27 protein-coding genes are annotated in these 23,499 nt (G+C 56.7%); 2 read left to right on the top strand and 25 right to left on the bottom strand.

Going from position 1 to position 23,499, the window contains the following annotated elements; all coding sequences use genetic code 11:
* Positions 1-33 precede the first annotated feature (33 nt).
* A complete protein-coding gene (dapE, locus tag GCE01_RS01810) occupies positions 34-1,179 on the bottom strand; it encodes a succinyl-diaminopimelate desuccinylase (protein WP_099210554.1) in 1,146 nt (381 codons plus the stop codon).
* 4 nt (positions 1,180-1,183) lie between these two features.
* On the bottom strand, positions 1,184-2,014 hold the full coding sequence (dapD, locus tag GCE01_RS01815) for a 2,3,4,5-tetrahydropyridine-2,6-dicarboxylate N-succinyltransferase (RefSeq protein ID WP_099211095.1): 831 nt from the start codon (positions 2,012-2,014) through the stop codon (positions 1,184-1,186).
* Positions 2,015-2,326: 312 nt separating this feature from the next.
* Between dapD and GCE01_RS01820 the strand changes: the two genes are divergently transcribed.
* Complete coding sequence (locus tag GCE01_RS01820) at positions 2,327-3,268, top strand: GGDEF domain-containing protein (RefSeq protein ID WP_244591046.1); 942 nt, start codon at positions 2,327-2,329, stop codon at positions 3,266-3,268.
* A 6-nt stretch (positions 3,269-3,274) separates the two neighbouring features.
* Here the strand turns inward: GCE01_RS01820 and argB are convergent, their stop codons facing one another.
* The 6 genes from argB to rpmH form a co-directional block, all read right to left on the bottom strand.
* The gene (gene argB, locus GCE01_RS01825; RefSeq protein WP_086634466.1) at positions 3,275-4,210 is read right to left on the bottom strand and encodes an acetylglutamate kinase; all 936 of its coding nucleotides are present in this window, start codon (positions 4,208-4,210) and stop codon (positions 3,275-3,277) included.
* Positions 4,207-4,887, bottom strand: a complete 681-nt coding sequence (gene yihA / locus GCE01_RS01830; RefSeq protein ID WP_086634465.1) for a ribosome biogenesis GTP-binding protein YihA/YsxC — start codon at positions 4,885-4,887, stop codon at positions 4,207-4,209. Before yihA ends, argB begins: the two co-directional genes overlap by 4 nt.
* A gap of 6 nt (positions 4,888-4,893) precedes the next feature.
* On the bottom strand, positions 4,894-6,615 hold the full coding sequence (yidC, locus tag GCE01_RS01835) for a membrane protein insertase YidC (RefSeq protein WP_099210558.1): 1,722 nt from the start codon (positions 6,613-6,615) through the stop codon (positions 4,894-4,896).
* Between the two features lie 90 nt (positions 6,616-6,705).
* A complete protein-coding gene (gene yidD, locus GCE01_RS01840) occupies positions 6,706-6,954 on the bottom strand; it encodes a membrane protein insertion efficiency factor YidD (protein WP_086634463.1) in 249 nt (82 codons plus the stop codon).
* On the bottom strand, positions 6,951-7,298 hold the full coding sequence (gene rnpA / locus GCE01_RS01845; RefSeq protein ID WP_046899775.1) for a ribonuclease P protein component: 348 nt from the start codon (positions 7,296-7,298) through the stop codon (positions 6,951-6,953). Before rnpA ends, yidD begins: the two co-directional genes overlap by 4 nt.
* Positions 7,295-7,429, bottom strand: coding sequence for a 50S ribosomal protein L34 (rpmH, locus tag GCE01_RS01850; protein ID WP_010501271.1), 135 nt, complete (start codon positions 7,427-7,429; stop codon positions 7,295-7,297). The genes rnpA and rpmH overlap by 4 nt, the downstream gene beginning before the upstream one ends.
* A 142-nt stretch (positions 7,430-7,571) precedes the next feature.
* Between rpmH and GCE01_RS01855 the strand changes: the two genes are divergently transcribed.
* The gene (locus GCE01_RS01855; protein WP_232309105.1) at positions 7,572-7,781 is read left to right on the top strand and encodes a hypothetical protein; all 210 of its coding nucleotides are present in this window, start codon (positions 7,572-7,574) and stop codon (positions 7,779-7,781) included.
* On the opposite strand, the gene gloA is transcribed toward GCE01_RS01855, so the two are convergent.
* The 17 genes from gloA to acpS form a co-directional block, all read right to left on the bottom strand.
* Positions 7,765-8,154, bottom strand: a complete 390-nt coding sequence (gene gloA, locus GCE01_RS01860; protein ID WP_046899777.1) for a lactoylglutathione lyase — start codon at positions 8,152-8,154, stop codon at positions 7,765-7,767. The two genes, GCE01_RS01855 and gloA, sit on opposite strands and share 17 nt — an antisense overlap.
* Positions 8,151-8,996, bottom strand: coding sequence for an LpxI family protein (locus tag GCE01_RS01865; RefSeq protein WP_083956267.1), 846 nt, complete (start codon positions 8,994-8,996; stop codon positions 8,151-8,153). The genes gloA and GCE01_RS01865 overlap by 4 nt, the downstream gene beginning before the upstream one ends.
* Positions 8,997-8,998: 2 nt before the next feature.
* Positions 8,999-9,856, bottom strand: a complete 858-nt coding sequence (gene lpxA, locus GCE01_RS01870) for an acyl-ACP--UDP-N-acetylglucosamine O-acyltransferase (protein ID WP_046899779.1) — start codon at positions 9,854-9,856, stop codon at positions 8,999-9,001.
* 4 nt (positions 9,857-9,860) lie between these two features.
* The gene (fabZ, locus tag GCE01_RS01875; protein WP_080951397.1) at positions 9,861-10,379 is read right to left on the bottom strand and encodes a 3-hydroxyacyl-ACP dehydratase FabZ; all 519 of its coding nucleotides are present in this window, start codon (positions 10,377-10,379) and stop codon (positions 9,861-9,863) included.
* Positions 10,380-10,481: 102 nt separating this feature from the next.
* On the bottom strand, positions 10,482-11,543 hold the full coding sequence (gene lpxD / locus GCE01_RS01880) for a UDP-3-O-(3-hydroxymyristoyl)glucosamine N-acyltransferase (protein WP_099210560.1): 1,062 nt from the start codon (positions 11,541-11,543) through the stop codon (positions 10,482-10,484).
* 11 nt (positions 11,544-11,554) lie between these two features.
* Entirely contained in the window at positions 11,555-12,466 is a 912-nt protein-coding gene (locus GCE01_RS01885) for an OmpH family outer membrane protein (protein WP_174694768.1), read from the bottom strand.
* 58 nt (positions 12,467-12,524) lie between these two features.
* A complete protein-coding gene (bamA, locus tag GCE01_RS01890) occupies positions 12,525-14,993 on the bottom strand; it encodes an outer membrane protein assembly factor BamA (RefSeq protein WP_086634460.1) in 2,469 nt (822 codons plus the stop codon).
* A 168-nt stretch (positions 14,994-15,161) separates the two neighbouring features.
* Complete coding sequence (rseP, locus tag GCE01_RS01895; RefSeq protein ID WP_099210562.1) at positions 15,162-16,262, bottom strand: RIP metalloprotease RseP; 1,101 nt, start codon at positions 16,260-16,262, stop codon at positions 15,162-15,164.
* The gene (gene dxr / locus GCE01_RS01900; protein ID WP_099210564.1) at positions 16,255-17,478 is read right to left on the bottom strand and encodes a 1-deoxy-D-xylulose-5-phosphate reductoisomerase; all 1,224 of its coding nucleotides are present in this window, start codon (positions 17,476-17,478) and stop codon (positions 16,255-16,257) included. Before dxr ends, rseP begins: the two co-directional genes overlap by 8 nt.
* A complete protein-coding gene (locus tag GCE01_RS01905) occupies positions 17,471-18,319 on the bottom strand; it encodes a phosphatidate cytidylyltransferase (protein ID WP_099210566.1) in 849 nt (282 codons plus the stop codon). The genes dxr and GCE01_RS01905 overlap by 8 nt, the downstream gene beginning before the upstream one ends.
* Positions 18,316-19,077 (bottom strand): polyprenyl diphosphate synthase, encoded by a 762-nt coding sequence (gene uppS / locus GCE01_RS01910; RefSeq protein ID WP_099210568.1) that lies wholly within the window; start codon positions 19,075-19,077, stop codon positions 18,316-18,318. Before uppS ends, GCE01_RS01905 begins: the two co-directional genes overlap by 4 nt.
* Before the next feature lie 14 nt (positions 19,078-19,091).
* Positions 19,092-19,658, bottom strand: a complete 567-nt coding sequence (gene frr, locus GCE01_RS01915; protein WP_046899786.1) for a ribosome recycling factor — start codon at positions 19,656-19,658, stop codon at positions 19,092-19,094.
* A 70-nt stretch (positions 19,659-19,728) separates the two neighbouring features.
* The gene (gene pyrH, locus GCE01_RS01920) at positions 19,729-20,466 is read right to left on the bottom strand and encodes a UMP kinase (RefSeq protein WP_086634455.1); all 738 of its coding nucleotides are present in this window, start codon (positions 20,464-20,466) and stop codon (positions 19,729-19,731) included.
* 126 nt (positions 20,467-20,592) lie between these two features.
* The gene (gene era, locus GCE01_RS01925) at positions 20,593-21,480 is read right to left on the bottom strand and encodes a GTPase Era (RefSeq protein WP_046899788.1); all 888 of its coding nucleotides are present in this window, start codon (positions 21,478-21,480) and stop codon (positions 20,593-20,595) included.
* A gap of 25 nt (positions 21,481-21,505) precedes the next feature.
* Positions 21,506-22,240: a ribonuclease III gene (gene rnc, locus GCE01_RS01930; RefSeq protein ID WP_046899789.1), complete on the bottom strand. Its 735-nt coding sequence runs from the start codon at positions 22,238-22,240 to the stop codon at positions 21,506-21,508.
* The gene (gene lepB, locus GCE01_RS01935; RefSeq protein ID WP_099210570.1) at positions 22,237-23,031 is read right to left on the bottom strand and encodes a signal peptidase I; all 795 of its coding nucleotides are present in this window, start codon (positions 23,029-23,031) and stop codon (positions 22,237-22,239) included. Before lepB ends, rnc begins: the two co-directional genes overlap by 4 nt.
* Before the next feature lie 61 nt (positions 23,032-23,092).
* The gene (acpS, locus tag GCE01_RS01940; protein WP_099210572.1) at positions 23,093-23,497 is read right to left on the bottom strand and encodes a holo-ACP synthase; all 405 of its coding nucleotides are present in this window, start codon (positions 23,495-23,497) and stop codon (positions 23,093-23,095) included.
* Positions 23,498-23,499 lie beyond the last annotated feature (2 nt).

Genomic DNA, 23,499 nt, shown 5'->3' on the forward strand with positions numbered 1-23,499 from the left:
CAAGCGGGGGAATACCGGTTGGACGGTCTGGGGTCACAGGCCAAATCTTTCCATGAACGTCAGATAGATCTGCGTCAGATCTTCAAGGGTCGAGACGTCAACATGCTCGTCCCGCTTATGCATTGTCGCCCCAACCAGACCAAACTCCGCTACGGCACAGTGCTGCGAAATGAAGCGCGCATCAGACGTTCCTCCACCCGTATCGAGTTTTGGCTGCCGCCCTGTCACATCCTGAACAGCCCGCTCAAGACATTGAACTGCTGGACCCGGCTGCGTCAGAAACGCCTCCCCGCTGATGGAAACCGTCACGTCACTGTCAGGGGCATGCCGGGCCACAACTTCACGGATCCACTCAGTCAGGGCCGCACCGGTGTGACGGTCATTGAACCGGATGTTCAGGCGTGCCCTAGCCTCAGCAGGAATGACGTTCGTCGCAGGGTTGCCTACGTCAACGCTCGTGACCTGCAATGAAGACGGGGAGAACCACTTCGTCCCCTCATCAAGACAGCGTCCAGTCAATTCACTGAGCGCTGGAAGAAGGCGATGGATGGGGTTATCGGCCAGATGCGGATAGGCAACGTGTCCCTGAACGCCCCGAACCACAATGTCCGCGTTCATGCTGCCCCGGCGACCAATCTTGATGGTATCCCCCAGAGCCGAAGGATTTGTGGGTTCTCCGAGCAGGCAGAAATCAGGCACATCATTTCGAGCCGCCAGCCATTCAATGACCGGCTTCGTACCGAAATGCGCCGGGCCTTCCTCATCACCCGTAATGAGCAGGGAGATTGACCCCTTGAGGGTATTGTTCTGAAGAAAACGAGCGATGGCTGCCACGGAACAGGCGACGCCACCTTTCATGTCCGCGATCCCACGGCCATACAGTCGCCCATCCTGAATTTGCGCTGCGAAAGGATCGTGTGCCCACCCTTCACCGGGGGGAACCACATCCGTATGGCCCGCAAAGCAGAGAGACGGACGCCCAGTACCAATTTTAGCGTAAAAATTCGGCGTCGGAGCGTCCACTGGTCCGAACGGCAAATGGACCACTTCAAACCCCATCCCTTCCAGCACAGACGCCAAAAGAGCCTGTGCTCCGTCATCGGCTGGTGTGACGGACTGACAGCGGATCAGATCCTGCGCGAGAGCAACAGGATCAGTCGGAAAAGATGGGGACTGCATGACTTTAGTCGCGCAACAGTTCGTTGATGGACGTCTTGGAGCGGGTACGCTCGTCAACGCGCTTGACGATCACAGCGCATGCGAGGGACGGCTGACCTGGCTCTTTCGGCGGTAGCGTGCCTGGGATAACCACGGAATAGGCCGGCACACGTCCCATGAAGATTTCACCCGTCGCACGGTCCACAATCTTCGTAGAGGCACCAATAAACACGCCCATGGACAGGACGGAGCCCTTCTCCACGATCACGCCTTCAGCAACTTCCGAACGGGCACCGATGAAACAGTCATCTTCAATGATGACTGGAGCAGCCTGAAGCGGCTCAAGAACGCCACCGATGCCTGCACCGCCGCTGATATGGCAGTTCTTGCCAATCTGGGCGCAGGAACCAACCGTCGCCCAGGTGTCGACCATCGTGCCGCTATCTACGCGGGCACCCACGTTCACGAAGCTCGGCATCAGAACAACATTCGGTGCAATGAACGCGGATCGACGAACAATGGCACCTGGAACGGCACGGAAACCGGCTTCAGCAAACCGGAACTGATCCCAGCCTTCAAACTTCAGCGGAACCTTATCGAAAGCAGGCTGACCGCCACATCCACCCACCATCACGCGGCTGTCGTACAGGCGGAATGAGAGCAGAACAGCCTTCTTTAGCCATTCATGGACAACCCAGCCATCTTCGCTCGGCTCGGCAACACGCAGCGTACCAGCGTCCAGCCCTTTGAGAGCGGTTTCGACGACCTCGCGGTCCTCTCCCTCAGTCTGGGCGTTCAGAGTAGCGCGACGCTCCCAAAGAGCGTCAATAGCGGTGCGGAGCGTATCGTGAGGCATCAGGACCAATCCGGAAAAGGAGCAGAAAACCGCCGGACCATGCGGTCCCCGATCCCGACTGTCAACGGCTCTTTCCCTGTGAGCAACATCCAGACCAACGTTAAGGCTTTGTTTACCTTTTGATCCTATGAAAAATCCAAGCGCTTTCGCTTCTGGAAAAAACCCCGGAATGCCCAAGATGCCAGACGGTGTTCTCACATCGATTCACGACGCAGCACATCTCTCGCTTCAACGATGCGGCACGTTCAGCCGCAAAATCATGGACCCTTTGCGGCAATGCATGACATTGGCCTGAAAAGCCCGCCCCCTCCGATGACCGAGCCCACCTCCCCTCAAAGCTTGCAACTCTTGCGAGAGAGCCTGGCCTGTATGCGCAGCGCCATTCTGCCGCGACTAGGCATCGCAGCGGCTCTCTCCAAAGTACAGGAAGCACTTGGGGCTGAGTGCTTGCTCTTCAGCTCATTCACAGCCTCGGATCATAGTCTGATTTTGCATCAATCCGCCCCAATTCCAGAGGGGTTTCAGAATGAACTGCAACGGTACGACTTTTTGCTCAATCACGACGTCATTCAGTTTTTCTCAGCCGCCCGTCACGCGCTGTTGGTGTGCGAGGCCATCAGAAGCCAGGCACCTCTCGGCCTTCTGTGCTGGAAAGAAACACCGTGGTCAGCGGAAGAGATCGAATTTATCCGTACTCTTCTGGCCTTCATTGCGACGTTGCAAGATTTGGAAGGGCTGCACAGGACCGTCCTGAAAGGCGCTCACTATGACCTCTCGTCCAACCTTCTCAACTGGGAAGGTCTGAAGCAGGAAATGGAGCGACGCATTCCGCGTCTGGATCGTGATTGCCTCGCGGCGACCCTCATGATCGCGCATGTTCCCGGCCTGAGCGAAATAACCCAAACACATGGGTTTCAGGCAGGAGAAGAAGCGCTCACGCAATGCGTTGCCTTACTCCGCAAAGCCGTACGCCCAACCGATGCTATTGCCCGGCTTAGTGGCAACATGTTTGCGCTTTGGCTGGACGGAGGGGATCGCTTCGCTATGGCTGAGCGTGCCGAACGGATGACGGCGCATGGCATCCCGATCCTGATTAATCCACCAGTGCATCTCCCGTTACACATCGGACTGATGTGCCGCGAAGCGAATGATCCGGAAAATACGGCAGACAATCTTCTGGAAAGAGCCAGTCAGGCTCTCCAGACCGGAGAAGAAGAGCAAAAAAAATGGCGCTTCTCACACGAAGCGCCATAAGCCAAATCAGGCTTTAATGAGAGTTCCTGGACCTGCTCGGGTAAAGAGTTCCAGAAGGCAGGTGTGGGGCACGCGACCGTCGAGAATAACCGCAGCCTTGGCACCGCTCTGAACAGCGTCCAGACAGGTCTCAACTTTCGGGATCATGCCGCCGGAAATCGTGCCATCCTTGATGAGATTGCGCGCTTCTTCTGCGCTCAGCTCTTCAATCAGCTTACCCTCACGGTCCAGCACGCCCGGAACGTCCGTCAGCATCAGCAGTCGTGATGCATGAACTGCACCAGCAATGGCACCTGCTGCCGTATCGGCATTGATATTGTAGGTCTCACCATTCTCGCCAGCACCCACAGGCGCGATCACGGGAATCAGACCTGAGCCAAGCAGAGCATAAAGAACGCGCGGATCAATCTTCTCAGGCTGCCCTACGAAACCGAGGTCAATGACGCTCTCGATCTGGCTGTCCGGATCGCGCCGCGTACGGGTAACCTTACGGGCCTGGATCAGACTTCCATCCTTGCCCGAAATTCCAACAGCCATGGCGCCAGCACGGTTTATAAGCTGGGCAACCTGCTTGTTCACACTCCCGGCCAGAACCATCTCGATCACATCGACCATGGCACTATCGGTAACGCGCAGACCATCCACAAACTCTGAACGGATATTGAGACGATCCAGCATGGAACTGATCTGGGGACCGCCACCATGCACAACGATCGGATTGATCCCGACCAGTTTCAGCAGGGCAATATCATACCCGAAAGCACTGGCGAGTTTGCCCTCACCCATTGCGTGACCGCCATACTTTACGACGATCGTGTCACCAGCATAACGACGCAGGTACGGCAGCGCGCTTGCAAGAATAGCAGCCTGCTGCTGGGCATCGTCCATATTCACCGCCGGGGGAATCTCCGGCAGCTTTTCACTGTGGGTCTTTTTACTCATGGCCGGACATCTCCTTCCCCTGACGTCTGAACAGGATCTGCGAAACGGGCAATCTCCGCGCGGAGATCTTCAATCCCTTCCCCGGTCTGGCTGCTGGTGCAGACGATCCGTGGGTAGGCCGCAGCCTGCTTGAGAGCGATCGCTTCAACTTCCGCAATCTTGGCTTTCAGTGCAGTCGGCCGAACCTGATCGCACTTAGTGAGCACAATCTGGAATACCACGGCCGCACGCCCCAGCAGATCCATGACGTCCCTGTCAGACTGCTTGATCTCAATCCGCGCATCCAGAAGCAAAATGACGCGGGCCAGCGTTGTCCGTCCACGAAGATAGGCGAACATCATGTTCTGCCAGTCTTCCTTGACGGATTTCGCAGCCTTCGCGAAACCGTAACCGGGCATATCCACAAGAGAAATGCGGTCCGCGAGATTGAAGAAGTTGAGTTGCTTGGTGCGCCCCGGCTCCGAAGATGCTCTCGCCAGCGCACGACGCCCGGTCAGGGCGTTGATGATGCTGGACTTGCCAACATTAGAACGCCCGGCAAAAGCAACTTCCGGCCGACCGACCGGCGGAAGCTGGTCGATCTTCTGTGAACCAAAAAAGAACTCGCACTCCCCTGCGAAGAGCAGGCGACCGTCTTCGATCTGTTCAGGGGTAGGAGGGCCAGCGGCTTCTTTCATGATGTCTCAGCGTCCACTTTTAGTAACAGGAACCGGCAACTTGGCACGGCTCTGAATGAAGGACTGCTGGGCGAATGTCAGCAGGTTGTTCCACGTATAGTAAACCAGAAGGCTGGCCGGGAAGTTGGACATCACGAACACATAGACCAGCGGCATAAACTGCATGATGCGGGCCTGAGCCGGGTCCATGCTGACCATTGTCTGGCGCTGGAGCAGCCAGAAAGTCACGCCCAGTGCGGCTCCCCAGATGCTGACGTGCAGGAAGGAGAAATACACAGTCGGGTCGAAGGGGATCAGACCAAACAGGTTAAAGATGTTCGTCGGATCTGGGACGGACAGATCGTGAATCCAGCCGAAGAACGGGGCATGACGCTCGTCAATGCTGATGTTCAGCATCTTGTAGAGACAGAAGAAGATCGGAGCCTGGATCAGAACAGGAAGGCACCCACTGGCAGGGCTAACACCCTCTTCGCGGTAGAGCGCCATGACCTTCTGGTTCATCACCATTGGGTCGTCCTTGTTCTTCTCACGGATCTCCTTGATCTTCGGGGCCAGCAGACGCATGCGCGCTGAAGATCCTGCCGCCTTGGATGCCAGCGGGAAGAGCACAATCTTGACGATCAGCGTCAGCGCCATCAGCGCCAGACCGAAATTGCCCAGATGCAGATACAGCCAGTGCAGCAGATACAGGATCGGACGCGTCAGGAAACTGAACCAGCCAAAGTCGATGGCTTTATCGAGATCTGTAATGTGTAGGTTGCTGCTGTAAGCCTGCAGAAGGCTTGGCACCTTTGCACCAGCAAAAAGATGGCTTGTCTGCGTAACAGTGCCATTCGGCATGATCTGCTGCGGAGCCTGAGACACGAAGCCGATACGATAGGACCCTGCATTTTCCGGAACGTAAGCAAAGCTTGCCGTCACAGAAGACGTGGAGTCAGGTGCAACCGCCGTCAGCCAGTACTTGTCGCTGATACCGCCCCAGCCACCGGTGCCACCCTTGGCCCAGAACGTATGGTCGGGATGCTCAGCACCCTTGCGAACGTTTTTGTAGGTCTCGTCGTTCAGGCGACCGTCCATGACGGCGATAGGGCCTTCATGTGCCGTCCAGAAACCTTCCGGAGCCTGATAGTCACGCTGCACACGCTGGAACGGAAGCAGTGCAACAGGCTGGGAGGAATGATTCTCCACCGACTGCACAGCCGAGAACATATAATGCTCATCAACTGAAAGGTGGATCGAGAAGATCAGACCTTCGCCGTTATCCCATGTCAGCGTGACCGGGTGGCCAGGAGAGAGTGCCTCGTCCGCACTGGTCCAGACAGTGTTCAAATCCGGCACCTTCGCATTGGACCCCGGAGCGTTGCTCCAGCCAATTACGAAGAAGTTCGGATGCTCGCTGCCGGGCTTGTCCAGCAGACGGACAAGCGGGCTGTCCTTTGCAAGAGTGGCACGGTACTTCGTCAGCACCGCATCATCCAGAAGCGCACCCTTGAGGTTCAGGGAGCCCTGCACGTCGTCGCTGGTAATCGCAATGCGACGAGCGACCACTTCCGGTTCAGGCGAGGCCTGAGCCGGACCAGCAACAGCCGGAGTGGACGGAGACTGTGTCGCAGTGGTTTGCGTCACAGCCGGATGACTGTCCGGACGGGGTTTCGGCATAAAATAGTCGAAACCGATCAGGATGAGGGCCGAGAGGATAATGGCCGCAATGATGCGCTTGATTTCCATCGGGCTGATGCCGGTCTTTCGTCTCTAACGGAGGAATGCTGAGCCTCAAGTGGCCGAAAACCGTTACCAAAACAATAGGCGCACGCGTTTTTAATGCCGATGAGCCTCGGGCGGGAGGTCACATCCCCCTTTTGACCAGGGGTGACAGCGGAGGATTCTCTTCAATGCTAGCCAGCCGCCCCGAACAGGCCCATGCCCCTTGATCGCCATGATGGCATAGGTGCTGCACCCGGGTTCAAAACGACAGTTTCGGCCCAGATAGGGACTGATGAAGAGCTTGTAAGCGTCAATCAACGCAAGCAGGAAGACGGTGACAGCCTTATTGAAAAGGCGTGTCATTTTTCCAGGCCCTTGCGGAGCGCTTTACGAAGATCATCCTGAAGAAGGGGAAATTCTCGTCGGCGCGTACCATCGCGGCCGATCAGGACAAAGTCTCCCGAAGGAAGACCGTCCTCACGCGCTACAAGACGCAGCGCCTCACGGAGGCGGCGTTTTGTGCGGTTACGGATGACAGAGTTTCCAACCTTTTTCGTGACGGTAAAGCCGACACGGCTATCAGGCTGGCTATCATCCTGCAGCATCTGCACAACCATTCCCGGGGTAGCGACTTTACGCCCCTTCCCGGCAACACGCAGAAACTGCGGCCGCTTTTTCAGGCGGCCAGCTGTGTGGTTCCGGCTCAGGCGGAGAGCTTCGAGCGGCCCTTGGTGCGACGGTTTGCCAGCACGCGGCGGCCACCGACTGTAGCACTACGTGCACGGAAACCGTGACGACGCTTACGAACCAGCTTGGAGGGTTGATACGTGCGCTTCATGACATCGATCCTTTAAAACCATGCAGACGCCTCTCTGGACATCCGCGTCGATCGGGCGCACGAAACGCCCGGTGAATGAGACCCGGGCTTGTACTCACCCGACCCTCCCCTGTCAATGCTACACCCTCAGGAACTTAAGGATATGAGCCAAAATCCCGCTCTACCACCGTCATCAACTGACGACTCCAAAGCATTTCGACATGATCTGCGAAATGCCCTGTCCCCGGCGATGCTGTGTGCGGACATCCTGACATCCCATTCAGACGAATCCGTCAGAAAACATGCAGGAACAATTGTCGAGGCGCTGGAAAAAGCACTGCGCCTCCTGAAGAAACCTACTTCTTCTCAATAAGCTCGATCTTGTAGCCGTCTGGATCTTCCACGAAGGCAATGATGATCGTGCCGAACTTCAGTGGCCCGGCTTCACGGGTCACTTTGCCGCCGCCGATCCGAACAGCCTCTACAAGCGCAGCCACATCCGGCACGCCAATCGCAAAATGGCCGAATCCCGTGCCAACGTCGTAATCCGTTTCCTGATCCCAGTTATAGGTCAGCTCAATTTCAGCCTGTCCGTTCTCATTATCAGCGAATCCAATGAAAACGAGTGTGTAACGGCCTTCACGAACTTCCTTGCGGCGCAGTTCTTTCATGCCAAGAAGGCTGTAGAACGCCAGACTGCGATCAATGTCTCGAATACGAACCATCGTGTGCAGAAATGTGCTCATTTTTCTTCTTTCAGATCTTCGCTTGTCAGCCCGTAAAGGAATAGTCCGTATCGGTCAGCCAAGGCGACGCAGCGGTCAGGGTCTGTCAACAACGTGACACCAGGCTGAAACGCGACGCCCCTCAATCCGTTCCGGGCCGCATTTTCCAACGTCTCTGGACCTATTGTCGGCATATCTGCCCTCAGGTCCTGTCCGCTCTTGGGCATTTTAATAAGAACGCCGCCACTGCCAGCCTGCATCAACTTGCCGCAGCGCCCCAGCATGGCATCCGTGCCCTCAAGAGCTTCGACAGCCAGAACCAGACCGCTCTGGACGACACACCCCTGCCCGATATCCAGCGCAGCCATGGCCCTCAGCACCTGAACACCACGCGCTATGTCCTGACGCGCCTGTTCGTCTGGCACAACTCGACCAAGCGTCCCGCTCTTACCGGTAGCATGATCAAGGAATTCATGGGCGCCACGAACAATGAACCCTTCTTCCCCGAGCACGCGTACAACTGCTCCGAGAAGCCCGTCGTCGCCAAGGAAAATTGCGCGTCCCAGACGTGCAAGAACACGCGCCCCTTCCGCATCAGGGCGAAGGTCACGCCATGCAGGGCGCCGAACCGGCCCGATCAGAACCAGTTCCCTGCATCCATGCTTTTTAAGGGCTGTCAGGATTTCTCCTACAGCAGCAAGGCGGATGATTTCATGTGGATAAGGTGCCAGACGGGCCATGTCCGCGAAATCACGAAAGCCGACCACAAAAACCGACTTCCCCTTTTCCAGGGCAGCCGCAGCGACCTTTGCAGGCAAGGGGCCCGCCCCGGCCAGAATACCGACGCAACCTGCCCCCATCATGCTCAGGCCCCTTCGGTTTCGGAAAGCCCCTCATTACGGGCCACACGTGTCAGCCCGCGGCGGCTTGGCGCTTCCATAAAGTCCAGCATTTCAGCAATGCGCTGCAAATGCCCATATTCACGGCGCACGTCCGCAAGTCGGGCTTCAAGCACCACATCCGTACTGCCATGACGCGGATAAAGCGTCCGGAACGCACGACGCATGGCCTGCATTTCTTCCGGGCCCACACCAGACCGCTTCAATCCGATCCAATTCAGACCAACCAAGCGGGCGCGGTTCCCAAGAACGCTTCCGTAGGGAATGACATCCATCTCGACGCCGCAAACGCCACCAACAACAGCGCCGCGCCCAATGCGCACGAACTGATGGAGCGCTGCTGATCCCATGACCTTCGCATCATCAGCAATCTCGACATGACCACCCATGACAACATTGTTCACGATAATCACACGATCACCGAGAACACAGTCATGCGCCACATGAGCATTCGCCATGATCAAACAGGACGCACCGATTTTCGTCAGAGCATGTCCCTGCGCCGTTCCACGATGAATGGTGACGTTTTCACGGATGATGGTTTTCGCGCCGATCTCACAAAGTGTCGGCTCACCAGCATATTTGAGGTCCTGCGGTGCCATCCCGATCGTGACGAACGGATAGACTTCCACTTCCTCACGCAGGGTCGTGTGCCCGTCGACAATCACCGAAGCATGCAGGTGCACACCGTCGCCAAGTGTCACATGAGGCCCGACGATGCACCACGGGCCAATGCGAACATTTTCCCCAATTCGGGCACGTTCATCGACAAGAGCAGTCGCGTGAATCTCAGCGCTATCGGATCGTTTTCCTGCAATCTGCATCAGTTCAGCCCATGATCATGGCACTGAAGGTTGCCTCTGCAACAGCAACGCCGTCAACACGTGCAGTACCCTTGAATTTCCAGACGTTCGCCCGGGACCTCTCTTTGACCACCTCAATACGAAGCTGATCACCCGGCCCGACCGGACGGCGGAACTTGGCGCCTTCAATGGTCATGAAATACACCAGCTTTCCTTCGAAGGCCTTGCCAAGCGTCAGGACAACAAGTGTTGCAGCCGTCTGGGCCATGGCTTCGATGATCAGAACGCCTGGCATCACCGGATGGGAAGGAAAGTGTCCCTGAAAGAAGGGCTCGTTCACCGTGACATTCTTGATGCCAACAGCGGACTCACCAGCCTTGATTTCCTGCATCTTGTCGATCAGCAGGAACGGATAGCGATGAGGGATCGCCTGCATGATCTGCAGAATGTCGATGCTCTCAGGAACCTGGTGCGTTCCCGAAGCCCCTTCTGCCGGGGTCGTCTTTTCAGCCGGAGCGTCCACTCGATCCATTTTGTTCACCATGCCCTTCTAAGGGAAAATTTTGTCAGTTTTCTGCTCTCCGAGCAGTGCGGATGGCCTCCCTTAGCAAAACTGGCTACGGGATACCATCCGTCACCGGAAAGGTCAGTCGCCGCTTTTGCGGGAGAGCTTCCGCAAAGTGGCTACGTTCCGGAAGAATTCCCGGAAGGGCATGGCGGGACTGCCGATAACATCCGCTCCCGCATCCACGTCAGACATGACACCGCACTGAGCCCCAACACGGGCCTTGTCACCAATCTTGATGTGACCGATCAGGCCGGCCTGAGCTGCAATCGTGACGAAGTCGCCAAGTTCGGTCGAGCCGGAAATACCAGCCTGTGAAACCACAATGCAGCATTTTCCGAGCTGGGCATTGTGTCCGATCTGAACCAGATTATCGATCCGCGTGCCTGCCCCAATGATCGTATCGCGCATGGAGCCACGATCAATCGTTGAGTTAGCACCGATCTCTACGTCGTCCTCAATGACAACCAGACCAAGCTGTGGCACGGTCTCGAAACCAGCAGGGCCGACAGCAAAACCAAATCCGTCCTGACCAATGCGGGCGCCGGGATACAATGTTACCCTGTTCCCGACACGGGCGTGCGTCAGACTGACATGGCTGCCAATGCGGCAACGCTCACCAATCTCGACACTCTGGCCAATCACGGCATGCGCACCAATCAGCGTGCCCGGGCCAATTTTCGCGCCGTCTTCGACAACAGCGAAAGCCCCAATCTCGACATTCTCACCGATCTCAGCCGTCTCACTGACATAAGCAGAAGGATGGCGAACACCCGTCGATGACGGTGCAGGATGAAAGAGCGCTGCGATGCGTGCCCATGCAAGGTAGGGCGTTTTGCAGACAAGGCCCGCCGTATGCGCTGGCAGCTTGTCGGCAAAAGCCGGCGCAAGAATGACCACCCCTGCACGCGTTTTTTCCAGAAGAGGCAGGTAGCGGCGATTATCCAGAAAACTCACGTCTTCCGGTCCCGCAACGTGCAATGGGGCAACCCCGCGGAAACTGACTTGATCCTCCTGCCCTTCAGCAGCGGAACGAACCTCGCTTCCCGATACTTCCGCAAGATGAGCCAGACCAAAAGGTCCAGCTCTCAGGAAGAAGCGCTCATCACCAGGTCGGTTTTCGGTGAGTACCTTATCAGCCACGGGATCAGGCCTCAGTGATGCTGCCGGAGAACGGACTCAGGCTGCGCTGGAGCCGAAGCTGGCGCTGCCTGTTCAGGACCCTGCGGCGCACGCTGTTCATCTGCCGTCGTTGGCATCTTGCCAGATTTGGCAAGTTGCTCAGGATCAACGCCTTCGTCAGGAATAAACACGTGTGGCAGCGTCTTGTTTAGCTGGTTTGCCACTTCTTCCGTGATGTCCTGCTCGCCCACATGCAGCACAACCTGCTCGGCATGCAGAACCAGGTTCATGTTATGCGCACCAGCAACGGCGGCAATGATGCCGTTGCCCTGCTCAAGCTCACGCTCGATCTGATGGAAGGCGACCTGCGCGGCTTCCTGAACAATGCGAGCCTGATTGCCAAAATCGCGCTGATCCTTGGCGCGACGCTCCTGAAGATGGCGCTCACGAAGCTGGATTTGGTCGGCTGTAAGACTGCGGGCTTCGGATTGCAGCTTCTGCTGCTCACCACGCCATGCACCCTCTTCACGCTGCACAGCCTGTGCCAGCTTGTCACGACGTGCGCCAAGAACCTGCTGGATCTCCTGCGCAGCAGACGACATCTGCATGACAGCCTGGACATTGATCACACCGATAACTGCTGCTGGCGGCGCAGCGCCCTTCGCAACAGTTGGCGGATTAGGGATCGGCGGCAACGGCAGAACCGGTGGAGCCTGCTGCGCATTCGGAGCAGCCTGCTCGTCTTCAACAGGCGCCTCAGCCATAGGCACACTACGGCGAGGTGCCGGACGTGCAGCAGCCGGTGCATCCGGATGTGCGGCCTTGGGAACAAACCATCCACCGTTGTTGGCGGCTTGGGCGTGAGCAGCGGGTGCAACAGCAAGAACCGTCGCAGCCAGAAGCGCACCGACCGAAGCCGGGCGCATCAGGGAAATAAAGGTCATAACCACCTCTGGGAAAGGGGATGGAATTGCTTGGAGCTCGAAATCAGACACGCAGTTCTTAGAACTGCTGTCCGAAGCCAAAGCGCAGCGGGTAAAGACGATCGCCCTTTTCCTTACGCAGCGGAATGGCACCATCAATATTCACAAGGCCGAACGGGCTCTTCCAGGAAATACCAAGACCGGTGGAAACACGCGGGATCATGGTGTCACCATTGATCGGGGTATAAGGATACCCGGCCTCGAAGCGGCGAGAATAGTCTGTGTACTTCTTCTGCACACGCACGCTCGACAGGCTACCAGCATCGACAAAGTAACGACCGGAAATACCAAGATCGTCGCCCATCGGCATCGGGAAGTTCAGCTGTGCGGAAGCCGTGTACATGAAACGGCCACCCAGCAGATCTTCCTGGCCCTGACGCGGAAGATAATCAAGCGTCGGGCAGGACCCGCTGACATATGCTCCCGTACAGATATGGCCAGAACGCGGGCCTACACCACCCTGCAGGAAGCCTCGCAGGTTTTCACCACCAAGATAGAAGTTATCAATGATGTTGCGCTTGCTGTTGGAATCCCAGTCGCCCATGTAACCCACGCCGCCCTTGAACTGCATGGTCCAGTCATGGCTGCCGGTAATGCTGTCCAGCGGCAGGTAGTACGCGCCATCAGCCTTCACACGGAAATACTTGGCGTTTCCGCCGACACCCGCGAAATCACCACCCAGCTTCATCATGTAACCGTCATGAGGATTCATACGACGGTCACGGCGGTCATAGGTCAGGGAGGTGCTCAGCTGCGACAGGAGCGACCAACCTGCAGACTGCTGAACGTAAACAGACGGCACCCATTCGATATAGGACGGGTCAGCTGCAACCGTTGCGGCATCATAGAAGTTGCCAACCTGACGATCGACCAGCGTGTAGCTGAAGGACTGCGACAGATAGCGGTTATACGCATACCCGAGACGCAGGCTCATACCGTACTGGGATTCTTTGTAGCTCTGATACGTCTGGTAGTTGTTCTGGATGAAGTAGAAATCAGCGCCAGCCACCAGGTTACGGTTCAGGAAGTACGGATCCGTAATGGAGATGTCAGCCTGCTTCTCATAGTACGCAACCGTACCCGAGATACCGGCGTCAATACCCGTACCAAGCATGTTGTGCTGCTTGATGGACGCATTACCCAGCACACCAACGTCTGTGGAGTAACCACCGCCCAGTGAAAACTCACCTGTCGGCTTCTCAACCACGTTGGCAGACACGTTCACACGATCAGGAGCGGAGCCCTGCGTCTGATCAACAGATACCGTGCTGAAATATCCGAGGTCCTGAAGGGCCAACTTGGAATATTTCTTGTCAAACGGGGTGTACGGGTCGCCCTCTGCCATGGGCAGGTTGCGTCGGATCACGTTATCCCGGGTGATGGTGTTGCCGTTGATGTCAATACGCTCGACATACACATGCGGCCCTTCAGTCACATCGAACAGAAGGTCAACAATTCGCTTTTCCGGATTACGAGCAATTTCAGAGCGTACCATCGCAAACGGATGCCCCTGAGCCTGCAACCACTCCTGCATGTTTGTCGTGTTATGCTGGATGGCAGTGCCGTCATAGATCTGATGCTTGAACAACTCGATGTGCTTGCGCATCATTTCCGGCGTCACACGACGCACCGTGGAACGAACGTCCATCTTGCCAATGCGATACTGCTCACCTTCATGGATGGTGAACGTCACGTAGAAGGACTTGTGATCGGGAGAAAGCTCGCCCGTCGCGTCGATCATGTGGAAATCGACAAATCCGTTGTGAAGGTAGAAGCGGCGCAGAAGCTCCGCATCGTACTTGATACGCTCAGGATTATACTCATCCGAGGATGAGAAGAAGCGATACCAGGTATTCTCCTTGGACGAGATCACCTGAGCCAGACGTGCTTCACTGAAAGCGTGGTTGCCAACAAAAACGATCTTGTGGATCAGCGTCTGCTGAGCCTCGTTGATCTTGAAAACAACATCGACACGGTTGTGAGAGAGCTTGATGATCTGCGGCGTAACGGTCGCGCCGAAACGCGCCTTGCCTGCATACTGGTTCAAAATCTTCTGACGGTCGGCAGCCGTGGTCTGAGACGAAAATACCGCACGAGGACGAAGACTGATTTCCTTGCGGAGATCCTCATCCTTCAGGGCATGATTGCCTTCAAAGACAATACGATTGACGATCGGATTTTCAACCAGATTCACCAGCAGCGTATTACCATCGCGGTGAAGGGTGACGTCCTTGAAAAGGCCCGTTGCATAGAGCGTCTTCAGGGAACGATCCAGATCGTCCTGATTGAAAGAGTCACCCGGCTGAGCAACCATGTACGACAGAACCGTACTGGTCTCGATACGCGTGTTACCAGTGACCGAAATGGCCTGGATCACGTTGTTGCCTGAGGTTGCACCTGATGTCTGGTGCTGACGAGCAGAGCGGGCCTCCGCCACACCGAGAGCGGTCGGGAGAAGACATGCGGATGCCAGCAGCATCAAACGCATGTTCGGGGACCGGGAACCTCTTGACCGTGATCCTGACAAACCGGTTTTCCTTGTAACAGATTTTTCGCAGGCGCCTGACACGCTACGCCATTGGCGGAGGTATCCGAAAATCCCCCCACCATGCAAGATCTCCCTTCACTCACGAAGAGTTACCGGGCGTATCTCACATTAGCTTCCGGCGTGAAACATCCAGTGAAACAGACCCAGATTCGTGAGATCATTCACTGTTGAAAAGAGGAAAAGCGCGCCGATAAGCGCCATTCCGACCTGCATACTGACTTCCTGAACACGGCGTGAAACCGGGCGTCCCTTAATAGCTTCGACAGCATAAAAGATCAGTCGTCCACCATCGAGAACCGGGATCGGGAACAGATTAATCAGCCCAAGATTGATGGAAAGAAGCGCCATGAACGACACAATACTGGCCATGCCATAGCTGGCGACCTGTCCGGAGATCTGCGCGATTCGGATTGTTCCACCCAGTTCCCGTGCACTGCGCTGCCCGGAAATGATCTGCCAGACCCCCTGCAACGTCCGCACTGACATGGTCCAGGTTTCCTGAACACCCATGACCGCCGCCTTGATCGGCGAAACCGGTTTCCCCGGAGAGGCCGCAAAACCAACGCCCAGAACACCAGTCGGATGGGAGCCAGCCTTTACGCTGCCAATTGTCACGGGCAACGTCAGATCCTGGCCATTCCGGCGCACTTCAAGTGTGGTCTCAGCGCCTGGTCGTGCCGCTACCGTCCCCATGACATCTTCAGGACCGGAAATGGACAGCGAGCCAATCCGGGTAATGACATCACCTGTTTTTACACCCGCCTTCTCTGCAGCACTGCCTGCCACAACCTGGGAAATATCCCCGCGAAGCTGCGGCTTGCCCACCGTTGCGAACAGCAGGGTAAACGCCACAATCGCAAACAGAAAATTGAAAACAGGCCCCATCACGATCACCAGCGCGCGGGAGCCGACAGGCTTGTCATGAAAGGTGCGCCCAGGAATCCAAGCCGCTTTCTGCTCATCCGTGGCATCGTCAGGGCCTTCAAACCCATGCGGTTTGACATATCCACCGAGCGGAATCGCACTCAGGCGCCATTCCGTGCCGGATTTGTCGTGCCACCGACGAAGAGCAGGCCCAAAACCGATGGAGAATGTCTCAACCTTTACCCCGCGCCACCGGGCAGCAAGGTAATGGCCCAACTCGTGGATAAACACGAGAACGCCAAGAATCAGAACATAGGCAAGAATGGTACGCAGAAAATCATGCATGCAGGGCAGTCTCGCTTACTGTGTTCCGCAGTCGGCCGCTTTCGCGAAGAATATGCTCTTCTGCCAATGCCCGACCGCGCGCATCCCATTCCAGGACTTCATCCAGCGTCGTCAGTTCAGGATTTTCCGTCATGGCCTGAAGAGCGCTATCGATGGTTTCACCAATACCAAGGAATCCTATCCGACGGTTCAGAAAAGCGTCCACGGCAACTTCGTTGGCTGCTGAGAAAACTGCGGGAGCAGCCCCTCCTGCCCTGAGAACCTGACGGGCAAGTCGTAGGGGAATAAAACGCGTCTCGTCTGGGGCCTCGAAATCGAGGCGCCCGAAAGCTGTCAGATCCAGACGCTGGCATGGTGTTTCCATGCGGTCAGGCCATGCAAGAGTGTGAGCAATGGGGATACGCATGTCTGCTGACCCCATCTGCGCGACCAGACTGCCATCCCGGAACTGAACAAGCCCATGCACCACAGACTGAGGGTGCACCAGAACATCAATGCGGTCTTCTGTCAGACCAAACAGACGTGCGGCCTCAATAACCTCCAGGCCTTTATTGGCCATGGAAGCCGAATCAATCGTGATTTTCGCACCCATCGTCCAGGTAGGATGCTTCAACGCCTTTTCAAGCGTCGCATCACGCATCTCTTCCAGAGTGGACTGACGGAAGGGGCCGCCTGAAGCTGTCAGCACGATCTTTTCAACCGTGCTCATGTCACAACCACCCAGAGCCTGGGCGATCGCATTATGCTCTGAATCGACGGGAAGAAGCGTCGCACCGGCTTCGCCAACAGCCCGGAGCATCACATCGCCCGCACAGACGAGAGCTTCCTTGTTGGCGAGCGCGATTGCATGACCATTGCGTGCGGCAGCAAGTGTCGGCTCCAGACCCGCTGCGCCTGTGATGGCAGCCATGGTCCAGTCCGCTTCCATCGCACCGGCCTCGATAACGGCCTGACGCCCGGCTGCGGTGCGGATACCGCTCCCTGCCAACCGTGCTTTCAGATCGTCATGCAGGCTCTCATCGTGAATGACAGCAATTTCAGCGCGAAGTTCACGAGCCTGCTCCGCAAGAAGGGCAACATTACGCCCCCCGACCAGCGCCCGCACTTCAATATCGCCGCTTATCCGCTTGAGTAGATCGACCGTCGAAGTCCCGATGCTACCTGTACTGCCCAGAACGCTGATCCGGCGAGGCTTGGCCACAGAACCGTCAATCATGAGAAGATTCCCCCTGAGGAATGATACGATGCGCAGACCCGCCTATCAGATCCGCAGGAGTGGCAGACCAGAACACCTGCCCCGCAACTGCCAGTGACAAAAGCGCGGCAAGCGGTGCCGCAGCCAGTAGGCCATCAAAACGATCCAGCAGACCGCCATGACCTGGAATCAGACGGCCGGAATCCTTGACGTTCAGTCTACGCTTGGCCGCACTTTCAAGCAGATCACCACTCTGGGAGAAAACACCCAGAACCGCCCCCCACAGGAGACCACCACCCACAAAGCCCGCTCCAGAAAGCCAGGCCACCATTCCCCCGGCAAAAGACGCACCGATCAGGCCGCCAATTGCGCCCGAGCGGGTTTTTCCTGGAGAAATTGAAGGGGCCAGTTTAGGGCCACCAAAGATGCGGCCTGTCAGATAAGCAAAACTGTCGCTGGCGATCACAACGCACAGCACGAACAGAACGCTCTCTAAACCATAGGGCAAATGTCGAAGCCAGAGGAGCGAGAGACCGCCCAGAATGGAGACGACAACAGGAATACAGGCTGGAATACCAAAAATGAGGCTTGGCCAAACCATCCAGAATGCGCTGCTCCACTCGCCGCGAAGGGCCGCAACCCCTGACACCATCGGCCAGAGAAGAAGGAGGACGCCGCGCCAGGTGTATAATGGCTGCTTGATGAGGGTAAGCCCTTCCCAAACCAGCCCGAACATGGCCAGCAGGATGAGAGCGTTATAGATCATGCCGCCTTGCCAGAGGCATCCCCCGGCAACGACAACGAGAATGACAGCTGACGTCAGACGCAGCTTCAGATCAGACCACCGGGACGATCCGCTCATGCTGGCCGACCGCCAAAACGGCGCTGCCGTCCAGCAAAATGCGAGAGAGCCTGCACGAACTCAGCTTCCCCGAAATCCGGCCACAGGACGTCCATGAACACCAGTTCCGCGTAAGCACTCTGCCAGAGCAGAAAGTTGGAGAGACGACATTCTCCACTTGTCCGAATAACGAGATCCGGATCTGGCATATCGGACGTCTGAAGCGCCTGATCCAGACGCTCCTCAGTAATATCCGACGATGCCAATGTTCCACTGGCAACCTGATCCGCCAGACGTCGTGCCGCCTGAACAATATCGGCCCGTCCGCCATAGGACAGGGCGAGCGTCAGAGTCAGCGTCGTGTTGGAAGCAGTCTTTGCTTCCGCACGGCGCAATTCCTCGCGCAACGCTCCTTCGAACCGCTCAGGTTCTCCGATAACGCGCAAACGCACCCCTTGCTCATGCAATTCATTGAGCTTGTGGCGCAGATAGAAACGCAAGAGCGATGTCAGGTCGCCGACTTCCTCAGCAGACCGCCGCCAGTTTTCCGAAGAAAAAGCGTAAAGCGTCAGATAGCGCACGCCCTGACGAATGGCCGAACGAACGCAATCCTGCACAGCCTCGGCACCTTTCCGGTGTCCGGCTGCAACTGGCAGATTGCGCGAGCGCGCCCAACGCCCATTCCCGTCCATGATCATGGCGACATGGACGGGAACAGCCGCGCCTTCCCCCTCTCTTGATGAAAGAGAAGACGTGCTGGTCTGAGGAAGAGATCCCATTGTCAACGAAGGTATCAGACCTGTTTGATCTCGCGTTCTTTCTCCGCGAGAATATCGTCAACTTTCTTGACGTACTGGTCTGTCAGCTTCTGCACGGAATCCGTCCAGGACTTCATGTCGTCCTGACTGATGTCACCCTTCTTTTCGAGCGACTTCGTCTGTTCCATGCCGTCACGACGAACACCACGTACAGCGATCTTACCGTTTTCGGCGTAACGATTGGCTGCACGAGCCAGTTCGTTACGACGCTCTTCCGTCAGCACCGGAATGGGAACGCGGATCGTCTGACCGTCAGCAGCAGGGTTAAGACCCAGGCCACCATCACGGATGGCACGTTCCACTGCACCAACCAGCGTACGATCCCAGACGGAAACCGTCAGCATCCGGGCTTCCGGAACAGCGATAGATCCCACCTGAGAAAGCGGCACTTCGGAGCCATAGGCTTCAACCCGGATCGGCTCCAGCAGGTTCGGGCTGGCACGACCAGACCGCAGGCCAGAGAGGTCACGACGCAGACTCTCAATCGCACCATCCATACGGCGCGTGAGGTCAGCCATCAGGTCTTTCAGGTCAGCAGACATTAAGCTGTTCCTTTCTGAATCAACGTAAGTTCAGGAGAATATCCTGAAAGGTTCGTTAAAAATGAGGCGATCAGCCTGCTTCGATAACCCGTGTAAAGCGACCTTCGCCACGCACAACGGCTGCAAACGCGCCAGGAGCATGCATGTTGAAGACCACGATGGGCAATTTATTTTCACGGGCAAGACTGATCGCTGCGGCATCCATGACATTCAACTGACGAGCCAGAACATCCATGTACGTCAACTGATCATAACGCACGGCATCAGGATTACGACGCGGATCATCGGAGTAGATGCCATCAACCTGCGTTCCCTTGAATACGACGTCGCATTCCATTTCATTGGCACGCAGGGCGGCAGCTGTATCCGTTGTGAAGTACGGGTTGCCCGTTCCGGCAGCGAAGATAACAACGCGTCCCTTCTCCATATGACGGACTGCCCGACGACGGATGTAGGGCTCAGCAATCGCGGCCATCTGAATGGCCGTCATGACGCGCGTTTCAAGCCCCTGACGTTCAAGACCGTTCTGGAGCATCAGTGCGTTGATGACCGTTGCCAGCATACCGGCATAGTCACCCTGCGCACGATCCATGCCACGTGCCGCCGCGGACAGGCCACGGAAAATGTTGCCACCACCGACAACGAGGCAGACCTGCACACCAGACGCCACAACTGCGGCAATATCGGCGGCGACCATGTCCACCATTTCCGGGTCCACTCCACCCGAGCCCTTACCCATCAGGGCTTCACCTGACACCTTGAGCAGAACACGTTTGTAGGAGGGGCTTTTGTCTCGTTGTTCGGTCATCGTGCCCGTCTCTTGCTGGATTTGTGGTGACTTTGCGCCTGTCATACAGACGCAGAGGGCTGGGAACAAGCGATGTCAGACACGAGGCTTCTTATGAAAAGCCCCGTTGACAGCGTTTCCACCCTGTTACTCTTCGAGGCCAATCGCCCTCAGGCGTGCCTTCTCTTCATCCCAGCCTGCCCGCTCCTTGACGTTCAGGAAAAGATGGCAGGTTCGCTCAAGCAGGCCCTGAAGTTCCATTCGTGCTCGTGCACCAATGGATTTGATTTTATGGCCACCTTCGCCAATCAGGATCGCCTTATGACCAGGGCGTGACACGTAGATTGTGACTTCCACGCGCACTGATCCATCGGGGCGTTCCTTGAAGCTCTCGGTCTCGACTGTCGCCTGATATGGGATCTCTTCATGCGTCTGCATAAAGATCTGCTCGCGCACCAGCTCAGCCGCAAGAAGACGATCCGGAAGATCCGTCAGATCGTCTTCAGGGTAGAGATACGGGCCTTCCGGCAGTTCACGTGCCAGATGATCCATCAGGTCATCAACGCCATCTCCGGAACGGGCGCTCAGCATGAACACATATTCAACGCTGATCAGGCTGCTGACATCCTTGGTCAGCGGCAGCAATTCTTCAGCGCCAACAAGATCCGTCTTGTTCAGAACAAGCCAGACCCTCTTGCCACTCCCCGCAAGCTTGCCAATGATTTCACGGACATCATCCCGCAAACCAGCCTTGGCGTCGATCAGGAGAAGCGTCAGATCCGCATCCTGGGATCCCGTCCAGGCCGCGTTGACCATGGCCCGGTCAAGCCGACGGCGCGGCTTGAAAATACCGGGCAGATCCACAAGAATGATCTGAGCATTGTTGCGAACCACAATTCCCAGCGTGCGAAAGCGTGTCGTCTGAGCCTTGGGGCTCACAATCGACAGTTTGGCACCGGCAATCCGGTTCAGGAGTGTTGATTTTCCAGCATTCGGGGACCCGACAAGGGCCACGAAACCGCAGCGTGTGGTCATGTACCAATCCTTTTCCACATGCGCCTCACGACGCTACGTTCTGACCAAGACGTTTCAGAAGATCTATTGCTGCCGCACTTTCGGCCACTCTCTTACTGCCTGCTTCTCCATGCCCCGTCAGGCCAAATGCCTGAACGGCCACACGAAACACGGGCGCATGAGACGGCCCCTCTGCGGCGAGGAGTTCATATTTCGGGAGCGGGAGCCCTTTGGACAGGAGATACTCCTGCAAAAGGGTCTTGGGCTCCTTGTGAGGCCGGGCATGACTGTCGATCCGCCCTTCCCACTGTTGACGGACAACACGCCGTGCAGGCTCCAGCCCGGCATCCAGATAAAGAGCACCTAACAGCGCTTCCATGGCATCGGCCCGGATGCTGGACAGGCGCCGAATACCGGCGGCCTCTTCATGCGGCGAAATCGTCAGAGCCGAAGATAAATGGATGTTATCCGCGATTTCGGCGAGAACAGGTCGCGAAACAAGATGGGCATGCCTCGGACCCAGCGCGCCTTCCTGCTCCAGCGGATAGTGTTCGAACAGCCACTCTGCCATCAGAAGGCCCAGCACCCGGTCTCCAATGAATTCCAGTCGCTCATTCGAACCGGTTCCCTTAGGGCCCTGCGTACGTTTGCCACGACGAGGATCACGCCCACTGACCGCAGAACGATGCGTCAGAGCTTCCACGAGCAGATCCCGGTTCGCAAAGCGATGACCGAGCGCCTGCTCCATGGCCTCCATGGCCTCTTCCTGTGAAAGTTTCATGTGACAGGATGCAGAAAACGGTTCCAGCGAATTTCGACCGGCCAGTACCAGAACTGCCATGCCGGATGCCGCAAATCCATGGAGAACAGAACAAGCGGCGCACGCCCTACAAGGTTCTGCATCGGGACATAGCCGAGATCATCCGGGCCATCACCCTGGAAACGACTGTCAGCGCTATCGTCCCGGTCGTCACCCATCGCGAAGAAATAACCCTGTGGCACGACATATTCTGGCGTGTCGTTGGCAAAGCCTTCGTCCGTCAGCTTGAGAATATCATGCTCAACAGGTGGGCGCCCGGCACTCCCAGGCAGCGTTTCCCGATATCGGTCACCGCTCAGCAGACGGTTATTTTCGTCGACAACCTCGTAATGCCCCAGGGACGTCCGCGGCACTTCAATTCCATTAAGGAAGAGCTTTCCGCCCGTCATCTGAATGTGGTCACCCGGCAGCCCGACAATCCGCTTGATGTAATCAACGGAGGTATTCTGGGTGAACCGGAAAACAGCCACATCGCCACGATGCGGCTCAGAGCCCATGATCCGTCCGTTAAAGAGATTAGGCGAAAACGGAAACGAAAACCGTGAATAGCCGTAGCTGGATTTCGATACCAGAACGAAATCACCGATCTGCAAGGTCGGGATCATCGAGCCTGAGGGGATATTGAACGGCTCAAACACCAGAGAACGCACGGCGACGACAGCCAGCACCATAAGGGCAAGCCAGCGCACGCTCTCTCCCAGAGATTCTTCACGGGCCGCCGGCTTTGCACCAGCCTTCTCTGAACCCTTCACGGGGCTTTTCTCCTGAGTCATGGGACGCTCTTAACGCAGCTTGCCCGCAATGGCGAGCGCTTCAAACCCTAACAGACTGAATGATGACCTGCGCCAATGCAAAGGGAGGGTCATCCGTCAGGCTCACAAGGACGTCTGCCCGACATCCTGATGGCGTCAGACGCTCCAGAGCAAGCTGAGCTCCGCCGGATAGAACGAGCCTTGGAGCGCCCTTCTGATCGTTCAGAACCCCAATGTCCTGAAGTTGCACACCTTCAGCAACTCCGGTCCCCAAAGCTTTGACGCACGCTTCTTTGGCTGCCCAACGCTTGGCATAACTTCCCGTCCGCGCCTGACCGGACAGACGCTCGGCATGACTACGCTCGGCTTCCGTAAATACCCGGTCAAGAAAACGATCTCCAAACCGGTCAATGCTGCGTTCGATGCGGGAAATCATGCACAGGTCTGTTCCCATGCCAAGAATCACGC

The organism is Gluconobacter cerinus (assembly GCF_002723935.1).
Taxonomy (GTDB): domain Bacteria; phylum Pseudomonadota; class Alphaproteobacteria; order Acetobacterales; family Acetobacteraceae; genus Gluconobacter; species Gluconobacter cerinus.